This window comes from Aliivibrio sifiae (genome assembly GCF_002954715.1).
Taxonomy (GTDB): domain Bacteria; phylum Pseudomonadota; class Gammaproteobacteria; order Enterobacterales; family Vibrionaceae; genus Aliivibrio; species Aliivibrio sifiae.
In genome coordinates this window covers 2,268,959-2,290,569 of the sequence record NZ_MSCP01000001.1, presented here as the reverse complement: position 1 = coordinate 2,290,569, position 21,611 = coordinate 2,268,959, and the positions used below count along the sequence as shown (strand labels likewise).

The window sequence follows — 21,611 nt, the reverse complement described above, 5'->3', positions numbered from 1 at the left end:
TATCTATTATTTTATTTTTGGCGTAACTTTTCGTCGAGTTGCACTAATTCAAATTTGTTATTTGGGAAAAGGAAAATGGCTTCTCTTCTAATATCTTCAGCTCTTTTTTCTTCCCCTAAAGCTTGGTAGGCAATGATTAAATTTTGATAAAACGCAGGTCTTGGTTTTGTTTTAATAAGCTCTTTTGACCAAGTAATATAAGGCGTGATCAGCTCTGGTTTTTTGTTCATGATACCAATGGATAGTTGAGCAGATAATACATCCCAATTAAATCGGTCCTCCCAAATTACAGGGTTAGTTACTTGATTTAAAATATCAGGGTTCATTGGTCGAGTCGTTTCAAATTTAGTCAAAACCCAATTTGTATGCAGTGTTGAAAGCATATAAAAAGCAGTGACAATTGGCAGTACCAATGAGCTGACTCGCAGTGTTATCTTACTGATATCACTAATGCGGTATTTTTTATATTTACAGCTTAATTGGTCTATCCAGAACAAAAGAATAATGAAAGTAAACCAGTGCAGCATAGAGTGATAAAACGGGTACTCTAATTGACTATGAATGAAGATCGGGGCGATTAAAGCCAACAGAGCAAATTGTGTATCGAGTTTACTTTTTCGTATTTTAAGTAATACCCCTCCGGCGGCAATGAGTAAACCTAAAATTGCGACGATACCACCTTCAACAGCCCAATATAGAATTTCATTATGAGGGTGATCCATCGAAGGCAACCCAGGTTTGTAGCTTGATGATATTTGGTGCTGTTTTGCTGTGTATAAGGTGTAATCAGCCTCGAAATTACCATAACCATAACCGGTGATTGGTTTTTCTAAAAACATATCTAGAGCTTGTGGAAAGGTATATCGTCTTGGACTTTCTAAATCAGCCTTTTGACTAATTAATGAAACTTTAGATAAATTATCTTGAGATAAGTTAAATAAAATAAAGCTACCACTAAAACCAATAATTAACGCTAATACCCAAGAAAAGAAACGCTGTTTAGTACAATATTTCCACATGTATGGTGCTAATAAAAGAAGGCTTAAAGCGGTCGCTAACCAACCTGTACGAGATGCTAATACAACAATGAGTGGTAAGGTAAATAAGATGGTTGCATAAAGCAAAGTGAGTGCAATAACATTTTCACGATATTTAATTGGTTGTCGAGCGAGAAAGTAAGAGGCGATAGCGAGTCCAGTAGCGAGAAAACTTGCCATAACATTCGGTTGCTGAAAAATGCCATAAGGACGGTTTGCTATAACATTATAACCGAAACTGTTCCCTTCTTTTAAAAAAAGATATTGGATATAGCCAAAAATTGCTTCGATTAACACTGAGCCTATGATGCACCACAAGAGCCACTGCTTCTGTTTATTTGAAAAAGCAAACTGTTGCAGGGTAATAAAGAAAAGCAATCCAGCCCATAAGCCTAAGAACTTACCTAATGCTAATTGAGGAGAGGCATCATGATAAAATAGGGGAAGAGAAAGTAAGCTAACAGCAAATAATAAAACCAGAGTTAAGGTCGAATATTTAATTAAACCTTGTTTTGCTATATGGAATAAGGCAATTGCAATTGCAATGCTAGCTGGGATCCAAGAGGCGGCATTGAATGCTAGATGTAGTCCTGAACCACCAGGATTAGGTTGGAAAAAATGAGCACAAACAAAGAAAAGAACACTTAAGCTAAATAGATAGGATTTGGTTAATGGTTTTTTTATCTTTCTAGCTTCTAATTGTGTTCCTTGAGTGAGTAGCGTTGCCATGTTTCATTAATTCCTTATTGCGAGCATGAGAATAAAAGTAAAGCCAACAAAATGCTGGCTTTATTCTATCTGATCCAAGCAATAAAAGGCTTAATTTTATTACTTTAACATTGGTTTTAAGAAGCGTGCCGTATGAGAGCCCTCAACTAGTGCAACATCTTCAGGTGTTCCTTCTGCAATGATCTCTCCACCTCCTTGTCCGCCTTCTGGTCCTAAATCGATAATCCAGTCTGCGGTTTTTACTACATCAAGATTGTGTTCGATAACCACTATCGTATTTCCTCGTTCTCGTAAACGGTGAAGAACATTTAATAGTTGTTGAATATCGTGGAAATGCAATCCAGTTGTTGGCTCATCTAAGATATACAGTGTTTTTCCTGTGTCTCGTTTAGAGAGCTCGCGAGCTAACTTCACTCGTTGGGCTTCACCACCAGAGAGTGTGGTAGCAGCTTGGCCTAAGCGAATATAAGATAAGCCTACATCCATTAAGGTTTGTAGCTTTCTAGCGATAACAGGTACTGGCTCAAAGAAGGTATGAGCATCTTCAATGGTCATTTGGAGTACTTCGTCAATACTCTTACCCTTGTATTTTACCTCTAGTGTTTCACGGTTATATCGCTTCCCAGTACATACATCACATGGCACGTACACATCAGGTAAGAAGTGCATTTCGACTTTGATTACGCCATCACCTTGACATGCTTCACAGCGACCACCGCGAACGTTAAAGCTAAAGCGACCAGGTTTATAGCCACGTGAACGTGATTCTGGAGTGCCTGAAAATAGCTCACGAATAGGGGTAAAGATCCCTGTATAAGTTGCAGGATTTGATCGAGGAGTTCGGCCAATTGGACTTTGGTCAATGTCGATCACTTTATCAAAATGTTCGATCCCTTTGATCTTTTTATAAGGAGCAGGTTCTGATGTGGTAGCTCCATTTAATTGCGTATGGGCGATCTTAAAGAAGGTATCGTTAATTAACGTTGATTTTCCTGAGCCAGAAACGCCCGTTACACAAGTAAAGAGGCCTACGGGTAATTTTAATGTGACGTCTTTTAAGTTATTACCTGTCGCTCCAATTAATTCGACCTGTTTTTTAGGATCGGCTTTGATGCGTTCTTTAGGTACCGCGATTTCTTTAGCACCACTTAAGTATTGGCCTGTTAGTGAATTTGGGTTCGAAATAATAGCTTGGTAATCACCTTCAGCCACAATATGACCACCATGAATCCCAGCGCCTGGGCCAATATCGATAATATGGTCGGCACTTCTTATCGCGTCCTCGTCATGCTCCACCACAATGACGGTATTACCAAGATCACGAAGGTGATTAAGGGTTTTTAATAGGCGCTCATTGTCTCGTTGATGAAGACCGATAGAAGGTTCATCAAGAACGTACATAACACCAACTAAACCCGCACCAATTTGACTTGCTAAGCGAATACGCTGCGCTTCGCCACCAGAAAGGGTATCAGCACTGCGTGATAAATTAAGGTAATTTAAACCTACATTGATAAGGAAATGCAGACGTTCATTAATCTCTTTCATTACTTTATCTGCGATTTGAGCTTTTTGCCCTTTCAGTTCTAGAGAACTAAAAAATGCCATTGAGTCTTGAATACTCATTTCACAGATTTCAGGTAATGTTGTATCACCAACAAATACACTACGCGCTTCTAAACGTAAACGCGTACCGTGACAGCTTGAACAAGATTGAGTCGAAATATATTTAGATAAATCATCACGAACAGAACTTGATTCTGTTTCTTTGTAGCGACGGTCAAGCGTATTTAATATGCCCTCAAAAGGGTGACGTTTAACACGTAAATCACCACGGTCATTACTGTATTGAAACTCAACTTCTTCCGTTCCTGAACCATTAAGAATGATATTTTGGAATTTCTTCGATAGAGATCTAAATGGTGCGAAAAGATCGAATCCATAATGATTTGCTAATGAAGTTAGCATTTGGAAGTAGTAATAGTTTTTTTGATCCCAGCCTTTAATTGCGCCTTCTGCAATGCTGAGCTTATTGTCTAAAACAATTCGGTCGGCATCAAAATATTGTTGAACACCTAGACCATCACAAGTACCACAAGCTCCTGCTGGGTTATTGAATGAAAATAGGCGAGGCTCAAGTTCTGACATGCTGTAACCACAATGTGGACATGCAAAGTTAGCAGAGAAAATCAGGGGTTCATCTTTGGTATCATCCATATAATCGACAACAGCAATACCGCCTGTAAGCTCTAAAGCGGTTTCAAAAGATTCAGCAAGGCGTTGTTTTAGGTCCTCTCTGACTTTAAAACGATCAACAACGACTTCAATGGTGTGTTTTTTATGTAATTCCAACGTCGGTGGATCTGAAAGATCGCAAACTTCGCCATCAATACGAGCGCGAATAAATCCTTGAGCAGCTAAATTTTCTAAGGTTTTAACATGTTCACCTTTACGTTCTTTCACAATAGGAGCTAATAGCATCAGCTTTGTGCCTTCAGGTAACTCTAGCGCTTTATCAACCATTTGACTGATAGTTTGTGCAGTTAGTTCTACATGATGCTCAGGGCAACGAGGTTCGCCAATACGTGCATATAAAAGACGTAAATAATCGTAAATCTCAGTAATTGTTCCGACAGTAGAACGAGGATTGTGAGACGTTGATTTTTGTTCGATAGAAATAGCAGGAGAAAGGCCTTCGATGTGGTCTACATCTGGTTTTTCCATTAGGGATAAAAACTGGCGAGCATAAGCAGATAACGACTCTACATAGCGTCGTTGACCTTCTGCATATAAAGTATCAAAGGCCAAAGAGGATTTGCCTGAACCAGATAAACCAGTAATAACGGTTAGTTTATCTCTTGGGATAGTTAAACTAATGTCTTTTAGGTTATGGGTTCTTGCCCCTCTAACTTCAATTTTATCCATGAAAATGTCTCTCTGCTTTAAAGAATAACTAGAGATAAGTATTGCACAGAGTATCAAAACAACAAAGAGGTACTGGGTAAAAAAACAGTAGTTTTATTAAAAGGGAGATATTATGTGGGAAATAAAAACGCCTTGAGATATATCACAAGGCGTTTATATAACTAGTAAGCAGAGGTATTATTTTTTACCTGTTTTTTGTTGTGCAAGTTCTGCGGATTTTTTATCTTTTAAGTAAATATTTTCGTAGCAGTAGTTAGTTGCTTCGATGTAGCCCTCAACGCTACCACAGTCAAAACGCTTACCTTTGAATTTATACGCAAGAACACAACCTGATTGAGCTTGTTTTAATAGCGCATCAGTGATTTGGATCTCACCACCTTTGCCTGGCTCTGTTGTTTCTAGAATTTCAAAAATATCAGGAGTTAAAATATAACGACCAATAATGGCAAGGTTACTTGGTGCTGTTCCTGGTTCTGGTTTTTCAACCATGTTGTCTACACGATATAAATCGTCTTTGATCATTTCACCAGCAATAACGCCGTATTTGTGAGTTTCGTTATCTGGCACTTCTTCTACTGCAACGATAGAGCAGCGGAATTGCTTATACAGCGCAACCATTTGTGAAAGAACACCTTGTTCTTCATTAACACACAAGTCATCTGCAAGTACGACAGCAAACGGTTCATCACCTACAAGTTCGCGACCAGTAAGAATAGCATGACCTAAACCTTTCATTTCACGCTGACGAATGTAAGTAAAGTGAGCTGCGTCGATCAATTCACGAACATCTTCAAGTAATTCTTCTTTATTGGTACCACTAATTTGGTGTTCTAATTCGTAGTTCTTATCAAAGTGATCCATTAATGAATGCTTACCGCGACCTGTTACTACACAGATCCCGTCCATACCAGCATTGATAGCTTCTTCTACGCCGTATTCAATCAGAGGCTTGTTTACCACTGGCATCATTTCTTTTGGCATTGATTTCGTTGCTGGTAAAAAGCGAGTGCCGTAGCCTGCTGCAGGGAAAAGACATTTTTTGATCATTACAAAGTCCTAGAAAACAAGATTAAAATTAGTGAATAACGCTTACTTGAGCATTATTGTTATGAGTGCAGTTTAGCGATTAAGTAAACTGAAATGAAGCGCTTTAGATGAAAAGGGAGCTTGGTATCATTATTAATTAGGTAATATTCATAAGTTCTTTAAACCAATCCCAAATTCCGAATGAGAAATTATGAAATATGTCGATCCCGAGTGCTGATTTTATTAAATATAAAGTAACAACCGCTAGAGCAAATAGGCTCAGTACACCTAGGGCCATTAGCAATGTCATCATAAAGACAGCAAAAGGAGACTCATTTCTTAATTGTTGTCTAAAATCACGACCTAATAAGAAAACGAAGAAGTAACGTTTATTGAATATAGAAATGCTTTTTCGAATATCGACTTTATTATTCGAGCCAAGTCCTGTTGCTATGATTGCTCGTTCTATCGATTTTCGTTGATCACTTGTGAGTTCACTTGCTGTTGTTTCATCAAGAGATGCATAGAACTGAGCGATTAAACGTTGTTGTTTTTTATTCATTATTAATTAGCTCTTTTCTAAAGCAGTTTGGTTATAAACAGACATGGTTTGTTTCGCTATTTTTTCCCAATCATAATAATCAAGATAGTGACTATAGTTCACTTTTTCACTATTCATTTCCGCATGTTGTGACAGTTTTGAGGTTAACTCTTCAATGTTACCAACAGGGAAGTAACTTTCGGATGAGAGTTTAACCTCTAAGTTAGCAGGAATATCACTTACAATAGTAGGTAATGAATAAGACATCGCTTCTAATAAGGCAATAGGTAAACCTTCATGATATGAAGGCATTACAAACACTTTTGCTTGAGAGAAGAGGGCTTGTAATTGCTCCCCTTTCAAGAAACCGGTCATAATGACGCCATCGACTTTACTCGCTTGTTCTTTTAGCTTTTCGCTGTAAGGCGTAGGGTGATCAGTATCGCCCATGATAACTAAAGGAATTGATAGCTGAGCTTTTTCGTAAGCGGTGATTAAATTATGAAATCCTTTTTCTTCCACTAAGCGACCAACCGCAACAAAATAATTATTTGCAGTTAGAGAAAATTCAAATAGTGCATTATCTATTTTATCTTGCGCTAATGGTTTTGGTAGTTTTACCCCATTATAAATAAGGTGGGCATCATGACGATGGTACTTGTCTTTTATAATGTCATTGATAACTTCTGATATTACAATGATTTCAGAGGCATAAGTGACTGCTAACTTTTCACCTAATAGCAAAATTTTCTTTGCAAAATCTCCCCATTTTTGACGGTCATAGTCAGGGCCATGATGAGTAAAAATGACTTTTTTCCCTAATATCCGCAATAAAGGAACAACAAGACCCGGACCAATAGCATGGACATGAACAATGTCTGATTTATCGAACAGTGTTGAAAAAGAGGCTAAGGTTGAGTGAATAATTGCTTCCAAAGATTTCTTCTTTGGGGCCCAAACTGATTTTGTTGTTACGCCTTGGTAACTTGATATTTTATAATCAACATAAGGAGAGCGAGCTATTACACAAATATTATTATGAAACTGTTTATGGATTTCAGGATATAGGTGCTGGCAGTGTGTCTCTACACCACCAAGAACATTTGGGATCCCACGAGTACCAATAACGGTAATATTATTTGTCATCTTGTTATCCTTTTAAAAGCGCTTGATATAAATTTAATAAATCAGTTTTATGTTTTGTCAGTGTGTACTTACTTAGGAAGCGCGCTCTTGAATTTTTGCCCATTTCATTGGTTGTCTCTGGGTTTTCTATTAATGAATCTAATTTCTCAGCAAGCGCTGTAGCATTGCCAGCTTCAAATAAATAGCCATCAATACCATCTCTAATTTGTTCGGGTATTCCACCAATTTTAGAACCAATAACAGGCTTACCGTAAGACATGGCTTCAATCACAGACATTGAACAGTTTTCATAACACTCTGATGGAACGATAATAGCTTTTGCTTCTTTTATAAGGGTTAGTAATTCGTTTCCACTTTTAAAACCAAGTAAATCAGCTGTTGGGTAGCTTTCTTTTAATTGGTTAAAAACAGGACCATCTCCAACAATTTTTAATCCTGATTTTTTGGTCATTAATTGGTGCGCTTTAGCGAGAGTTGGAACGCCTTTCTCTTGGCTTAGTCTACCTAAATAAAGAAAGTAACCTTTATCTGTTGTCCCTTCTAAAGATACATTCTCATCAATACCATTAACGATTACGTCTACTCGGTTGTTTGGTAGCTTTTCTTGAATGAATCGCCCTAAAAAACGACTTGGAGATACGATAGCATCAAGTTGTTGATAGTTTTTACTGGCCTGTTGGTAGAGTGCTTCCACTGATAATAAAACACTTTTCATTAATGACCCTTCTTGGCAGCGATATTTTGTCGCATTCCAAACAGAACCATGAACACAGGCTTCACAGGTGTGTCCATTACGATACATTGTGTAGCTTGGGCAAGCTATTTTTGTGTCGTGAGCAGTAAGCACTGTTTTGCAACCAAATTGTTTCGCCACTTTAATGATGGAAGGAGTGAGTTGATGATAAATATTATGAAAGTGCACCAAATCAGGCTTTTCTTGTTCCAACAGAGCTTTAAATTTCTTACATGCTTGGGAGTTATGAATAAAGTTAACGGCCGTATCGATTTTATTTTTAATGGTTTGTTCTTGATAGTAGTCGACATTGTCTACAAAAAAATCTGCATATTTTGAATCTATATTTTTCTCATGTTTCATCGAAAATTCAACGATCTCGACACCTTCAGAAAGCAGCATATCTCGTTCTTGAAAATAAACGGTTTCAGCGCCACCTTTCATAAAGAAAAATTTATTAACTAATAGAACTTTCATTTTTTACCCTCGTTAATAATTTTATGTTGTGGTGGTTGTTTCGGATCTTTAAGGGGCAAAAATAGCCCTCTAATTAAGCCCGCAGAGAAAATAGATAAATTAAATACGCTTTGTAGAGCATCTTTGATGGATCTGTTTTTAATTGTTTTTAATGCAATAAATGCCAATAAAGGTAACACTACACTGATGATTAGAGTTGTGTTCAGGGTAAATAAAGTACTTATTAATAGTATTAAGTAAATAGTGAAAATAGCTTCGTTTTTTATAGTCCCTAATGCTTTTTTAAATAATGGGGTGCCAAATGAACCTTTAAGTAGTTCACCTGAAGCAAATAGATACCCGCCTTTCCATCTGTGTTTCATTAATGCTAATGAAGACATCGTATATGAAGTGTGAGAAAAATAAGGAACATCTAAACGATGGAGCTTGTAACCAGTTAAGGTTAAGCGCATACCTAATTCAGACTCTTCATAAGCATGTAAATTGCGATTAGTTAAATAACCAATTTCATCAATGGCACTTTTTCGATATAAGCCACCGCCGCCTAAGTGGGAGCAATCTCCCAATGGATAGATCTGATTTATACGTTGCTTACGAGATTTAAATTCATAACTATCAACATCATCCATTTCGACAACACCGGCAACGCCTGCATAGTCAGGGTTATCAATTAAAAACGAAACCCCATGCTCAATGAAGCTAGGCTCTAGCTCCATATCACCATCAAGTAACAGTAAGAAATCTCCCTCACTGTGTAAGTAACCTAATTGATGGCCAACACCGCAACAACGTTCTTGTGGATTGGTTAATGAGACAACAGTGACTCCCATCTCTGAGGCGATTGTTTGAGTTGTATCGGTTGATAAGCTGTCGGCAACAATAATTTTATGGGGGTATTCTCCTATGTGTTGCTGAATGCTTGTTATGGTTTTTGCTATGCCATCTTCTTCATTATAGGTTTTAATAATGACGGAAATAAAAGGGGGATTAGTCATGATTCGCTGCCGCCGTAATTAGGGATTTTCTGATCACAAGGTTTGAGCCTAGTGATAGGTAAAAAAGAAATTGGAGCATAGGAACCAACATCAATATTTGACTGTATGGAAGACTTAATAGACAAGCAATCGCAAAAGCATTAAATGCTGGAGGGTAGCTCATTAATCTGATGTCTTCTTGGGTCACGTCATTGCGGTCAAATAGAGGTTTTGGTTTACAAACTCGAAGAATGTAAAGCGTCATTGAAATGAAGAATAACGTACCAATAATACCTAGTTCCCATAAAAGAACACTTAATGCAGTCGTGTCTAAAATGACATTAAATAGAATATTAAGAAAACCTGGGGATACGGCACTACCGTGGTTTGTGGTATTTAATCCATAACCAAATAAGGCATTAGGAAGACCATAAAAATCATTATTATCTAACCAGAAGAAGACGGTGGTCATTCGGCCCAATTCACCCGTTGGCATGATGTAATTAGGATCAAAAATATATTCTAAAGAACCAATGAAAATGTCCAATGGGCCTTTACTTGGATCACTACCAAAAGCCGATGAATAAGATAGGGATAGCAGTAATATGGCTATGCTCATAAGAAAAAGCATGCCAGCGATAATGCCTAGAATGATTTTAATATCATAGCTTTTCATGCCTTTAATGTAGCTAGGGGCTAGCCACACATAAGCGAGTAGGATAGGAGATAATAAAATAACAAATTTTACCTCTCCTACTATGCAAAGAGTAAACGCGGCTCCAATATGTAATATAGTGGACTTTAGCGTACATAATCCATGTTTATATTCAGAGAGTTTAAGCAGCATAATGAGTAAGCAAAAAAGCCCCATCGCAGCGGTATTTCCGCCCCCCATGGGATCTCCACCAAAAGTACCAACGACAGAATCCCACTTCTCAAATTCACCATGTGCAGCGACACGCTTAGGAAGGATGACAAAAATCTGGAATAAAACCACTGGGAATTGAGCGTAAAAAATCCAATAAAGTGTTTTTGTTACTCGATATATTTGAGATTCACGGCAGAATCGAAGTAATAGGCAAAATAGAATCAGAGAGAGTGCCAGTTCATTTTTTAAGCCCACGATAGTCGTGGTTACGCCATTTTGTAATAAGGTACTAAGCACCGCTTGAACGAAAAAACCAATAAATAAAACCAGTATGATGATTTCTTTATGGTCAAGATCCAAGGGGGTGTATCGGTTTTGTAAAAAGAGTAACCCTGTCATTGTAAAGGCGAGTAAGAATGGCAGCCATAAAATGGCAGAGACACCTGTAAAATATTGTGTGACACCACAAAGAACAAGGCTGGTAATGGCGTATAACTGTAGGAATAAACCGGTATTCAACGTCATGATATTTTATTTTCCTGCGCTAATCGATGAGCTCGTTGATTTACTTTTCTATAGATAAAGCTGTAACGAACAAATGACAGAATTGAAAATAAAAGAACTGAATACGCGTAATCGTTATGGAAATAAGGGAATACAACAAAAGCGATAGCAATGACGAGCAATTGCTCAATCTGAATGCGAAGAAAATATTTTGGTGAACCAAAGACTAATTCAATAACAGTAAGCGGGCATATAGCAAGCGCTGGGAATAAATAAGGCAACATATAGCGAGACATTGGAACCGAGTTTAGCCACTCATCATTAAAGCCAAGTTGCATGACTAAAGGGTAAAAAATTAACACTCCTACTGTAGCGATAAGGCCTAGGATTAATAGCATCAGACGAACTTTTTTAAACTCTTGAAAGTTAAAAGTGTTGTTACGAAAATCAATTGACCACTTAGAAAAAATCGAATTCCTAACGGCATTACCCACGATAGTCACAGGGGCTAAGCAGAAGCGATTTACGACAGCAAAATAACCCGCAATTAATGGCGAAAACCAGAAATTAATTAAGAGGGTAGGTAAATTATTATTTGCCATTGCTAATACTTCAGCGCTTCCGATACCACTGAGATGGACTCTATGTTCTTTCATGAATTGAATATTATTTGTGAAAGAAAAATGAGAGAAACGAAGCTGTGAAAAAGAAATAGAATGAAAAAGCCAAATAATGATAAGAAGAAACAGTCCAATAGCCCAGCTTAAATAAAATTGTTCTGTGGTTGGAGTGAAAAATACAGCAGCAATAACGAGTAAAGAAATCGAAATTCGTTGGAATGCTAATAGGCGGATATTTTCTACTCTAAGGAGTAAGTTTTCTGATACTAGAATCCAAGCATGACAAAGCGTTAGAACATAAAGCAAAATGCCATTTAATTCAAAAAACTGAGTCATCACAAAACTATAAGGCAGCGCGAGGACCAGGCTTTGCAATAATGAAAAAATAATATTTTGAGTTACTTTTTCTTCACTTTGTTTGGGTAAAAGTAATTGAGATGCAAAGGTACAAACTTGTGCCCCAATTAAAACAATGCTGTATACCAAAGCGTAAGTTCCGACTTGTGACATATCGTACTTGTGGGAAATTAGCCAAATAGAGATGGCCCCGATTATTTGAGAAATAACCGATGCACCGGCAATCGTTGAAACGCTTTTAAGTAAACTCATTTGTAAACCTAGCTTAATAAATCTTCGTTTTGATGTATTAGTTGTTGTTGAGCTTCTTCTGTTTCTAACTCGTCATCAGCGACGTTATTTAGTATAGCGCCAATGATCGGTGTTTGTAGTTGAGTCAGTTTATCAATGTTAGTTAGAATATGATTTGTGCTTAACGTGCCAGCTTTAACGGTATAAATAACGCCTGATAAATAACGAGCAATCAATTGCGTATCTTTACTTTCTGAAAGTGCTGGCAAATGAATAATAATTTGTTCAAATTGTTGGCTTACTTCTTTCAGTTTTAGCTCAAGCTCTGGAGACGATAAAGTAAGTAGTGGTGTAGAGGTTAATGTTCCACGAGGTAAGAGTGATAAATTATCTTCTAATGGAATAATACAGTCATTAATAGAATGATTGTTTTCAAGAATTTCAGCCATTCCCATAACGGTTAATGTTGGTAAAACTTCCGCTACTTCTTTTTCTGCTGTTGATGAGCTAAGGGCGTCTTCTGAAGGTTGTGCCATTAGAATTTCTTCAGTTAGAGATACTTCCTTTCTAAAGTCTAAATCTATTAATAATGTCGAACGGTCTTGCGATAAAGAATGAGCGAGAAGGTAACTGCTTAACTCATTGTTTTCGTCAGAATCAGTCGAAACTAGGCCAATTGTAGGCCAAGATTTTTCATTTAATAAAATGCTAGTTCTAATGGCATGGATAGTTTCACCAGAGTAAGAATGAGCAAAAAATCCTTTAGAGAATAGAGGAAGGTCTTCGATATAATTGAATGGACGAAGTTCACCTATAGCCTCTAAACCTAAGCGAGTACGGACTTGTGTAATATTATTTACCGACTTATTTAATGCCGCTTTAATAATGATAAATAATAAACTAAGAATAAATGTCATCACAAAAATCATGATGATAAATAAGGCTTTATTCGGTTTGCTTGGTTTGTTTGGTGGTGTTGCTGGGTCTAGTAGCGTTGCAGCCGGTTCACGATATAACATCGTTAATTCTTGTTCTTTACTACGTAAAAATATTTTCTCATATAACTCTTGTGTCTTATCTAAATCCGCTTTCATTGTGTTGTAAGCGTCTCTTTTGGATGCGAGTTTAGTAAAGTTTTTACGTTGTTCATTGAGAAGGGCACGATATTTATTTTCTCGCTCTACAGAAGCTTGGTACTCTTTATAAAGGCCTGTTTTTAATTCTTTAAGTAAAGACGTGGTTTGTAACTTAATCGCTTCAATTTGTGCGTTTGCTTCTAAAATTAGTGGATTTTTAGGACCATATTTCTTTTGTAAATCAAACAGGCTACGTTTTGCTTGAATGAGAGCTATACGTAGATCTTGCAATTGAGCGTGATTTGAAATACTTGGTAACGTTGCAACGTCCTCTAATGGATAACCAAGTGCTTCGCTAATCGTGTTGTAACTTGCTTTTGCTGTAATTCTTTTCTCTTTGGCGGTTGCTAAACGGTCATTTACTAAGGCTAATTGTTCTGTTTCAAAACCATCTACACCTTGATAAGTAAGTAAACCATTATCTGAAAGATAAGTATCAATGGCTGATTTTTGCTGTGTTATTTTTTCTTTTAACTCAGCCATGCGAGTAGTATTCCACTCTTGAGCTTGTTGAGTTTTTTCAATTTTACGTTGCTCTTCTAAATGAATATAAGCGTTGATGACGGCATTAGTTACCATTGCAGACATCTCGGCAGAGTTTGATTCATAAGAAACTTTGACTAATTGACTAAATCGAACAGGAGAGATCGACAATTTTTTCTCTATCGCGTGAACAATTTGAGATACATGTTCATCTTCTGAAATTACTTTATCTGTACTTTTAATTTCAAATAATGGGTCATTTTGTAGATCTAACTGACGTACCGCAGCTTCAATTACTCTTTTTGATTGTAAAACTTCAGCTTGAGTCGGGTAGTATTCAGCTTGAGTCGCGTCAAAGTCTTCTACTTGATCAATCGGAGTAGAATTATCTGATTGTGCCTTCAGTATGATCGTCGCCGTTGCCGAATATTGAGGGGTCATTGAATAAATTAATGGAAAAGCAACTAGGGTTACAGTTAGAACCGCAAGAATAACTCGTAAGCGATATCTCTTAAATTCTTTTAAAAAGTTAGAAAAATCAATGGTGCTCTCTAATTTTTTTCCATTTTCTATAATTGATATTGTCATAATTTAGAAAAAACTCTGCTCAATAATAACTACATCGCCCGGACCTACTGGATAGGTTGGACCCACATCTTCAATTAATTCGTTTGTAGCAGCAAGGCGGATGTTAATACCATCTCTATCTGAACGATCAGTAAACCCTCCAGCCATTGCTATTGCTTGTTCAACCGTTAACCCCGGTTGAAATTCGTACCCATTAGGGTTAGCTACCTCACCACTGATAAAGAACTTTCGAAATGCTTCGATACTAACGGTAACCATTGGTTGAACGATATATCCGTCAGCTAACTTATTTTCAATATCTTGTTCTACTTGTGCAGGAGTTCTGCCTAATAATTGGACATCACCAAGATAAGGAAAGTTAACAAAACCACCACGATGAATTTTTAAGCGCAACGTCATTTCTGGCTCTTTAAATACAGATATTTGAATGCTGTCACCGGCCCCCAATACGTAGCCTAAATCGTCTTTTAGAAGGGGAGCTTCAGATTGCTTAGGCTCGGCGTTTGTTGTTGACGGAGTCTCGGAGGCATAAGCGTGAGAAAACACCGAGATGAATAAGCAAAAAGATATAAAGAAGTGTTTCATCTAAATTTGCACCTTAGTTGTAAACATAATAATGGATTTGTCATAACCTAATGTTTGGATAACCGTTTCTGCTGAGTTATTGATTGTGAAATCATCAAATTCTTTATCTGACGAGTCGATGATTTGTTGATAACTTAATTCGAATATAATCGATGGTCTGAATTTATATATTAGCTTTGCTGTCGCATCTGTCGTTGTTGTTGTTTTACCATCATTTTTTTCTTTATCTGCACTTGTTTCGTAATTAAAGCCTAATTCACTAGAAAATCTATTAGACCACCAAAAATGTTCCCAACGTGTCCCATATTTGGTATTTAAAACGTATCCCCCAACCTCTGTAGGGTCTTCTACGCTTTGATCTGTAAATAAATGGAAGGTTGAGTACCTTACTGGGCTCCAAGCGACATCAATATCCCAATTTAGCCCTCCAAAATCTTGAGAGTCTGATTGATTTGGAAAGGTTTTATATAACCATGCAATATTTGCATCAATTGTGGTTTTTCCTGTTTGCTGAGTTTTTATACCTGCAACAAAAAAGGTTTCATTGGTATTTTTTTGACTGTCCTCTTCGTAGTCTCTTAAATTACTGATAATTGAGTAACGAAATCGAGTACGACTTGAGGCTTGATCAAATAACTCTATAGTAAAGGTGGTTTGGCTCCAATTTTGATCTTTTATGTATTGGTTAAAATTATGCTTGTGGATATCATCAGACTCTTTATCATCATAATTTAATTCTTTGTATTGAGCTGCAAAACTTAACTTTCCAATGCTATCTTGTTTATCAATGCTGTAGCGCAATTCAGTATTAAACATATTTGTTTTTAATACATCGTCGATACCGTACTTTTGAAATTGCTGGGCAGATAATCCATCGGTAAGACCTTCCCCTCTATTTTCATGACCTAAAACATTTTCTATCGTAAATAATAAGTCATTATTAAGGCCTTTTTTCCATGCTCCAATAAATCTTACTGTATGGTCATCGTAATTATCTGAGGTGACATCTTCTTGGTATTGGCGATAATCACCTAAATATTCAATCGTATAAACGTCAGCATTGTGCTTACCTTCTAATTTTAAAAAAGGTTTGAGGTTGAAAAAATCTGACGTTACATTTGGTGTTTTTTCAGATTGAAAATTTACATTGTCATCATAACCATAATCAATATCGACATTGCTTTGGAACTCAAGACCAGCAGGGCCAATATGTGGTTTTGGTGTTAAATAGGCGTAAGCAGAGCCACTCAGTAAGGAAAAACCGAGCAGTATTAAGTTTGATGCGAGTGCTGTTTTAGTACGCAGTGTCACTTACAAAACCTTTAAATACAGTTAAAAAAATGATTTTTATGTCCATTGATAAAGACCAGTGCTGAAGATATTTAATATCGTACTCAACGCGTTTTTCCATTTTATTTAAGGTGTCAGTCTCTCCACGATAGCCATTTATTTGAGCTAATCCTGTGATCCCTGGTTTAATTTTATGTCTTACCATGTAGTTATCGACTAAAACTCGGTATTCCTCATTGTGAGCAACGGCATGAGGTCTTGGGCCCACAATCGACATGCTTCCCTGTAATACATTAATAAATTGAGGCAGTTCATCTAATGAGGTACGACGAATAAAACTACCAAATCGGGTGACTCGTGGATCATTTTTCGTTGCTTGAGTAACAATATCTGAGTTTTCCATTACTTTCATTGAGCGGAATTTCCATACTTTAATTTTTTTTCCGCCTAATCCGTAACGATCCTGTTTAAATAAAATAGGACCAGGAGAACTTAATTTGACTCCAAGAGCGACAAGACACAAAACGGGTAATATAAGTAATGTAATAAGAGAGCCAATAACGATATCTTCGATGCGTTTTGTTAATGCACCTAGGCCTTCAAATGGAGAGCTAAAAATGCTGAATGTATGAACGTTACCGATTCGAGCTATTTGAGATACACTCAGTTTATAAGTGTATAGGTCAGGAACAATATAAGCATCAACGGTAGAATTAGATAACTGAAGTATTGCGTTTTTAATTCTGTCTTTTGCCACCATAGGAAGAGCGATGTAGACATCGTCAATTTCACCAGTTTTAACTTTATCTATTACTACAGACACGGTACCAATGTAGGGGCTTTTCGCGACATAACTGAAGCGCTCATTTGAACGATCATCATAAAACTCGATATTTACTTTCTGATTTTTATATTTTTCGATGAGGGCTTTCTCAATAGAAAGACCTGCCGGAGTTAGCCCTATGATAGCAATATTTCTTACTTTCATATTAGGCAGAATAAATTTTTGATGTGAGAAAGTACAAATAACTCGAGCTAAGGCAATGATAGTAAATGCAACAAGATATAGCTGACTATAAATACTAAAAGATAAATTACTTATCTCAATGCCTTCTAAATCTAAAAGACGTAATTTAAGCATAGAGAAAACAGTTATAGATAGACTTAAAGAAAATAGTGACTTTAAAAGATATTTCACAAGATGTTTTTTTGTATCTATTAAGTATAAGCCTAGGTATTCACTTATCAGTAGATAAATGGTTGAAAATAGTAAACCTGCAGATAAATCAATCGCTGTTTCAGAGAAACCATGTAAGGAAAGTATGAAAGTGAGTGCCGAATTTATAACAATGAAGTCAAAAACCTTGGTCAGGGTGCGATAGCTATTATTTATCACTTGTAAATTTTGCTGTTTCATATCGCTCCACGTATTTAAGGTCAGTATTGTTATTATATGGGATACAAGTTTGTGCTAAGTTAATTTTCCGTCAAAAAAATGACATTGTATATCTTTTATTTGTCGCTGATGTCACATTATTTTTTTGGTTTCAATTTTTTATCATAAAAAAGTCATAAAGTTAGTGTTCAACTATTCTCTATTTTAGGACGTTATGAAACGGATCCCAAGTTTAGGGCTATCAGATATTACTATGAACGTGTTAGACTGAGGACTACTGTATATATAACCGGGTGACATCAATGTTTACCCCTAATCTCTGGAGCAAACTATGGCCAGCCGTGGTATTAATAAAGTTATTCTTGTTGGTAACTTAGGGCAAGATCCTGAAATCCGTTACATGCCAAGTGGCGGTGCGGTAGCAAACATTACAATTGCAACGTCTGAATCATGGCGTGACAAAGCAACTGGCGAACAACGTGAAAAAACAGAATGGCACCGTGTGTCTTTGTTTGGTAAGTTGGCTGAAGTTGCAGGTGAATATCTACGTAAAGGTTCTCAAGTTTACGTTGAAGGTCAACTTCAGACTCGTAAATGGCAAGACCAAAATGGTCAAGACCGTTTTACAACAGAAGTGGTTGTTCAAGGCTTTAATGGTGTAATGCAAATGCTTGGCGGTCGTGGTCAGGGTGCTCCTGCTGGCGGTCAACAACAACAGCAACAGCAAGGTAATTGGGGTCAACCTCAACAGCCTGCTCAGCAAAATAACTTTGCACCTCAGCAGCAACAGCAACAAGCACCTCAACAACAAGCACCACAGGCAGCTCAGCCTCAATATAATGAGCCACCAATGGATTTTGATGATGATATCCCGTTCTAAGGCGATTGCCCTTTAAGAATTTAAGTCGTTATCATTATGAAAAAAAACCTCGAATTATCGAGGTTTTTTTGTATTTACACTAAAAATATAATTGTTATTTATGCGTTAATCTTTAATCTTTAATGTTAAGTTTGGGAACTGATTACCAATATAAGTTGTTGCTGTATAAATCAAAAAAGCGATCCCTAGCATTTCTAATATTTCTTCAATACTGTAGCTAACGGCATAAATTAACGCATTTGTTCCATATTGTTCTGCGATTTTACCTCCTATAAGCTCAAGAACTAAGGCGCCAGAGACATAGGTTATACCTGATAATATTAATAAATTTCGAGTTTGCTTTGGTAATCTAAATAGAAACTTACAGTAAGCTAGGCCAAAGAGAGCGAGTAATGCAGCGTAAGGAATAACCCAAGCAAAATAGAGTATTCCTGTTGTGTTTAAAGAGTGACGAACCGGTCCGACGAGCATTTCGTGCAGTTCAGCCATTTCGTCTAATGCAAGAAATAGAAATATGAAACTTAACCCAGCCCAGGAAAAATAAGCTTCGTGTTTTTTGAAATGTATGCGTGCAATGAGCCCTAGCAAAAGGCTAGCGATTATCATCGTACAAGAAGAATAAAGAGTCGGTATATTCATTTCTTTATCAACATTAAATAGTCGAATGACCGTTTTCATATGAGCATAATTTAAAAAATGCTCAGAAAAGACAGCAAAGCAATTAGCTATGAATATTAATGTGATGATAGAAATAAAAAAGAGTAATAATTGTTTTGAATTGAGTTCGATATTCATGCATTTACCTTCGAATGGGAAGTCTTGGCATCATATCCATGATATTTATTTGATCTCCTTATTGTTAACGACTGTCATTGTATAGAGATATGAGTGAAATGTTTGTATTATATCTAATACGTATTTAGAGATAGCTCTAAAAAATATATTTTCAGCTGTATTACGATTTATAATCTATTTGCTTCAAGGAAGAAGAGCTTAATGAGAAAAACGCCCAGCTTACGTTTAAGTAATCGCCTTATATCATTTGTTACTTTGATGGTTTCTGCCGCTATATTTATTTTATTTATTGGTGGTGCTATCTCTTTTAAGCAAATAGGTAATGAATACCTTGAGCATTATCTTGCTGGTGTGGTTAACGTTGTTGATGAAGAGCTCCTTGCTCCAGAAGAAGCTAAGTCAATGGCAAAGTGGCTACCAAAATTACTTAAAGCGAGCAGTGTTGTGAGTATGGAGTTATCTTCTCCTACTGGTCCTGTCTATTCATTTCAAACATTATCAGTGATGCCGGATGATACTCTTCTATATCAAAAAACATTACCTCTTCAAATAAATAAAGGTTATTCAATTACCTTTAAGTCTATCCCCCCCTACAGCGCATTTACTTACTCTCTAGGTGCTTTATTTTCTATCACTGCGGCAATTGCCGTTATCATCGTTTCATTATTATGGGGCGTAGTTTGGCTAAGGAAGCAGCTTTATGGTTCTGAATTATTAGAAGAGCGTGGGAGAATGCTACTTGCAGGAAGGTTAGATGATTACTCTGTGGGGAGTGAAGAAGAATGGCCAGCAACGGCTAGTTTGGCGTTAGATTCGGTAATTACAGAGTTAAAAGATGCACGTAAAGAACGTAGCCGTTTTGATACGTTTATACGTACACATACTTTTTTAGATAAACTAACGGGTTCTGCCAATCGAGTTTTATTTGACAGTAAATTAGAGTCAACTTTACAAGAATCTCAAAGCCAAGGGGTTCTTTTACTGTTACGTATTAATGGTTGGGATGATTTAATTGAAGAGCAAGGAAAGGTTGTCGCTGATGATTTTATTGTTGAGATTGGTAAGCAACTAAATAATATAATTCAGCGTTATAGTGACGGTGTTCTTTCTCGCTATTATCATTCTGATTTTGCTTTGCTTATTCCTCAACAATCATTAAAAGAAGCAAAAATAATAGCGTCTCAGTGTTTAAAAGTAGTAGAGAAAATAATCCCACCTAAGAGTTTGAATTGTGATAATTGGTGTCATATTGGTGTCAATATGTATGTCAGTGGCGAAGGTCGAGGCCGTCTAATGGATGAGCTTGATATGGCTCATCGTAGTGCGTTATTGCAAAACAATAACAGCTGGTCTTTATTTAAAAAACAACAACAGCTTACTGAAAGTTTGGGTAGTGTTCGTTGGAGAACGCTATTTGATGCTATTTTTGAGCAAGAGCAATTACTCCTTTATAAGCAATCTACGTTTTTATTTAAAGGTAATGAACTTGAGCTACTTCATTTAGAAATATTTTCTCGTATTAGGGATGAAAATGGTGTGCAGATAAAAGCGTCCCGATTCTTACCTGCAATTAAGCAAGTCGGCTACCAAATAAAACTGGATAGTGCGGTATTGAAACAAGTATTTCCTTTATTAAGTGATCCTGACTTCTCTCAATATATGTTTTCAGTACACTTACAAGTAAAGAGCTTACAAACCCCCGCGTTTATACGACAACTAAGGAATCGCTTATTACAAACGCCAAGAGCTCAACTTAAACGTTTAAGTTTTGAGTTAGTCGAGGGGCAGGTTGTAACTTATTTAGATGCAGTTAGACCAATTGCAAGATTATTAAAAAGTTTTGGTTGCCAATTAGTTGTAGAACAAGCAGGTAGAACCATTGTAAGTACTCATTATATTAAAGATTTAAATGTTGATTACATTAAACTTCATCGTAGTTTAATGAAGGACATTCATCAGCGTTATGAAAACCAATTGTTTGTACGTAGCCTATTAGGCGCATGTGAAAACACTGGGGCGGAAGTTCTTGCTGTGGGGATTGAAAATGAAAAAGAACTTAAATTGTTGAAAGAGCTAGGTGTAGAGGGCGGTCAGGGCCGTATTTTTGAATCAGAAACCGCGTTATTTCATCGTCAAGAAAAAATATCAATTCCAAAGAGGCGAAATCGTTGGGGCAAGTAGAATGTCTCTCATTTTATAGATAATCCCATACCCGAAAAGAACAGAATGTTGTATTATTGTGTAAAGTGTACTTCTTTTGAGAGTGCTGTAAATAAAGTAAGAGAAGAGA

At 36.7% G+C, this 21,611-nt stretch carries 16 protein-coding genes; 2 read left to right on the top strand and 14 right to left on the bottom strand.

What is annotated here, in order from left to right:
* Positions 1–11 precede the first annotated feature (11 nt).
* From BTO23_RS10310 to BTO23_RS10250, 13 genes are all read right to left on the bottom strand, one after another.
* Entirely contained in the window at positions 12–1,766 is a 1,755-nt protein-coding gene (locus BTO23_RS10310) for a PglL family O-oligosaccharyltransferase (RefSeq protein ID WP_060992576.1), read from the bottom strand.
* Between the two features lie 99 nt (positions 1,767–1,865).
* Positions 1,866–4,691, bottom strand: coding sequence for an excinuclease ABC subunit UvrA (gene uvrA / locus BTO23_RS10305; protein WP_105063440.1), 2,826 nt, complete (start codon positions 4,689–4,691; stop codon positions 1,866–1,868).
* Between the two features lie 177 nt (positions 4,692–4,868).
* Positions 4,869–5,738 (bottom strand): UTP--glucose-1-phosphate uridylyltransferase GalU, encoded by an 870-nt coding sequence (gene galU, locus BTO23_RS10300; protein WP_060992574.1) that lies wholly within the window; start codon positions 5,736–5,738, stop codon positions 4,869–4,871.
* A gap of 136 nt (positions 5,739–5,874) precedes the next feature.
* The gene (locus BTO23_RS10295; protein ID WP_425427816.1) at positions 5,875–6,279 is read right to left on the bottom strand and encodes a hypothetical protein; all 405 of its coding nucleotides are present in this window, start codon (positions 6,277–6,279) and stop codon (positions 5,875–5,877) included.
* 6 nt (positions 6,280–6,285) lie between these two features.
* The gene (locus tag BTO23_RS10290; RefSeq protein WP_105063439.1) at positions 6,286–7,404 is read right to left on the bottom strand and encodes a glycosyltransferase family 4 protein; all 1,119 of its coding nucleotides are present in this window, start codon (positions 7,402–7,404) and stop codon (positions 6,286–6,288) included.
* A 4-nt stretch (positions 7,405–7,408) separates the two neighbouring features.
* Complete coding sequence (locus tag BTO23_RS10285) at positions 7,409–8,614, bottom strand: glycosyltransferase family 4 protein (RefSeq protein ID WP_060992571.1); 1,206 nt, start codon at positions 8,612–8,614, stop codon at positions 7,409–7,411.
* The gene (locus tag BTO23_RS10280; protein WP_060992570.1) at positions 8,611–9,609 is read right to left on the bottom strand and encodes a glycosyltransferase family 2 protein; all 999 of its coding nucleotides are present in this window, start codon (positions 9,607–9,609) and stop codon (positions 8,611–8,613) included. The genes BTO23_RS10285 and BTO23_RS10280 overlap by 4 nt, the downstream gene beginning before the upstream one ends.
* Positions 9,602–10,981 carry a hypothetical protein gene (locus tag BTO23_RS10275; protein WP_060992569.1) on the bottom strand — a complete coding sequence of 460 codons (1,380 nt, stop codon included), beginning with the start codon at positions 10,979–10,981 and terminating at the stop codon, positions 9,602–9,604. Before BTO23_RS10275 ends, BTO23_RS10280 begins: the two co-directional genes overlap by 8 nt.
* Complete coding sequence (locus BTO23_RS10270; RefSeq protein WP_105063438.1) at positions 10,978–12,189, bottom strand: lipopolysaccharide biosynthesis protein; 1,212 nt, start codon at positions 12,187–12,189, stop codon at positions 10,978–10,980. The genes BTO23_RS10275 and BTO23_RS10270 overlap by 4 nt, the downstream gene beginning before the upstream one ends.
* 8 nt (positions 12,190–12,197) lie before the next feature.
* Complete coding sequence (locus tag BTO23_RS10265; RefSeq protein WP_061012852.1) at positions 12,198–14,375, bottom strand: GumC family protein; 2,178 nt, start codon at positions 14,373–14,375, stop codon at positions 12,198–12,200.
* Positions 14,376–14,378: 3 nt separating this feature from the next.
* Positions 14,379–14,960 carry a polysaccharide biosynthesis/export family protein gene (locus tag BTO23_RS10260; protein ID WP_060992566.1) on the bottom strand — a complete coding sequence of 194 codons (582 nt, stop codon included), beginning with the start codon at positions 14,958–14,960 and terminating at the stop codon, positions 14,379–14,381.
* Positions 14,961–16,271 carry an outer membrane beta-barrel protein gene (locus BTO23_RS10255; RefSeq protein WP_105063437.1) on the bottom strand — a complete coding sequence of 437 codons (1,311 nt, stop codon included), beginning with the start codon at positions 16,269–16,271 and terminating at the stop codon, positions 14,961–14,963.
* On the bottom strand, positions 16,255–17,667 hold the full coding sequence (locus BTO23_RS10250; RefSeq protein ID WP_060992564.1) for an undecaprenyl-phosphate glucose phosphotransferase: 1,413 nt from the start codon (positions 17,665–17,667) through the stop codon (positions 16,255–16,257). The genes BTO23_RS10255 and BTO23_RS10250 overlap by 17 nt, the downstream gene beginning before the upstream one ends.
* Before the next feature lie 310 nt (positions 17,668–17,977).
* Here BTO23_RS10250 and BTO23_RS10245 point away from each other — a divergent pair, with 310 nt between their 5' ends.
* On the top strand, positions 17,978–18,526 hold the full coding sequence (locus BTO23_RS10245; RefSeq protein WP_061004679.1) for a single-stranded DNA-binding protein: 549 nt from the start codon (positions 17,978–17,980) through the stop codon (positions 18,524–18,526).
* A 105-nt stretch (positions 18,527–18,631) separates the two neighbouring features.
* On the opposite strand, the gene BTO23_RS10240 is transcribed toward BTO23_RS10245, so the two are convergent.
* On the bottom strand, positions 18,632–19,321 hold the full coding sequence (locus BTO23_RS10240) for a hypothetical protein (RefSeq protein WP_105063436.1): 690 nt from the start codon (positions 19,319–19,321) through the stop codon (positions 18,632–18,634).
* Positions 19,322–19,522: 201 nt separating this feature from the next.
* Between BTO23_RS10240 and csrD the strand changes: the two genes are divergently transcribed.
* A complete protein-coding gene (gene csrD, locus BTO23_RS10235; protein WP_105063435.1) occupies positions 19,523–21,502 on the top strand; it encodes an RNase E specificity factor CsrD in 1,980 nt (659 codons plus the stop codon).
* Positions 21,503–21,611 lie beyond the last annotated feature (109 nt).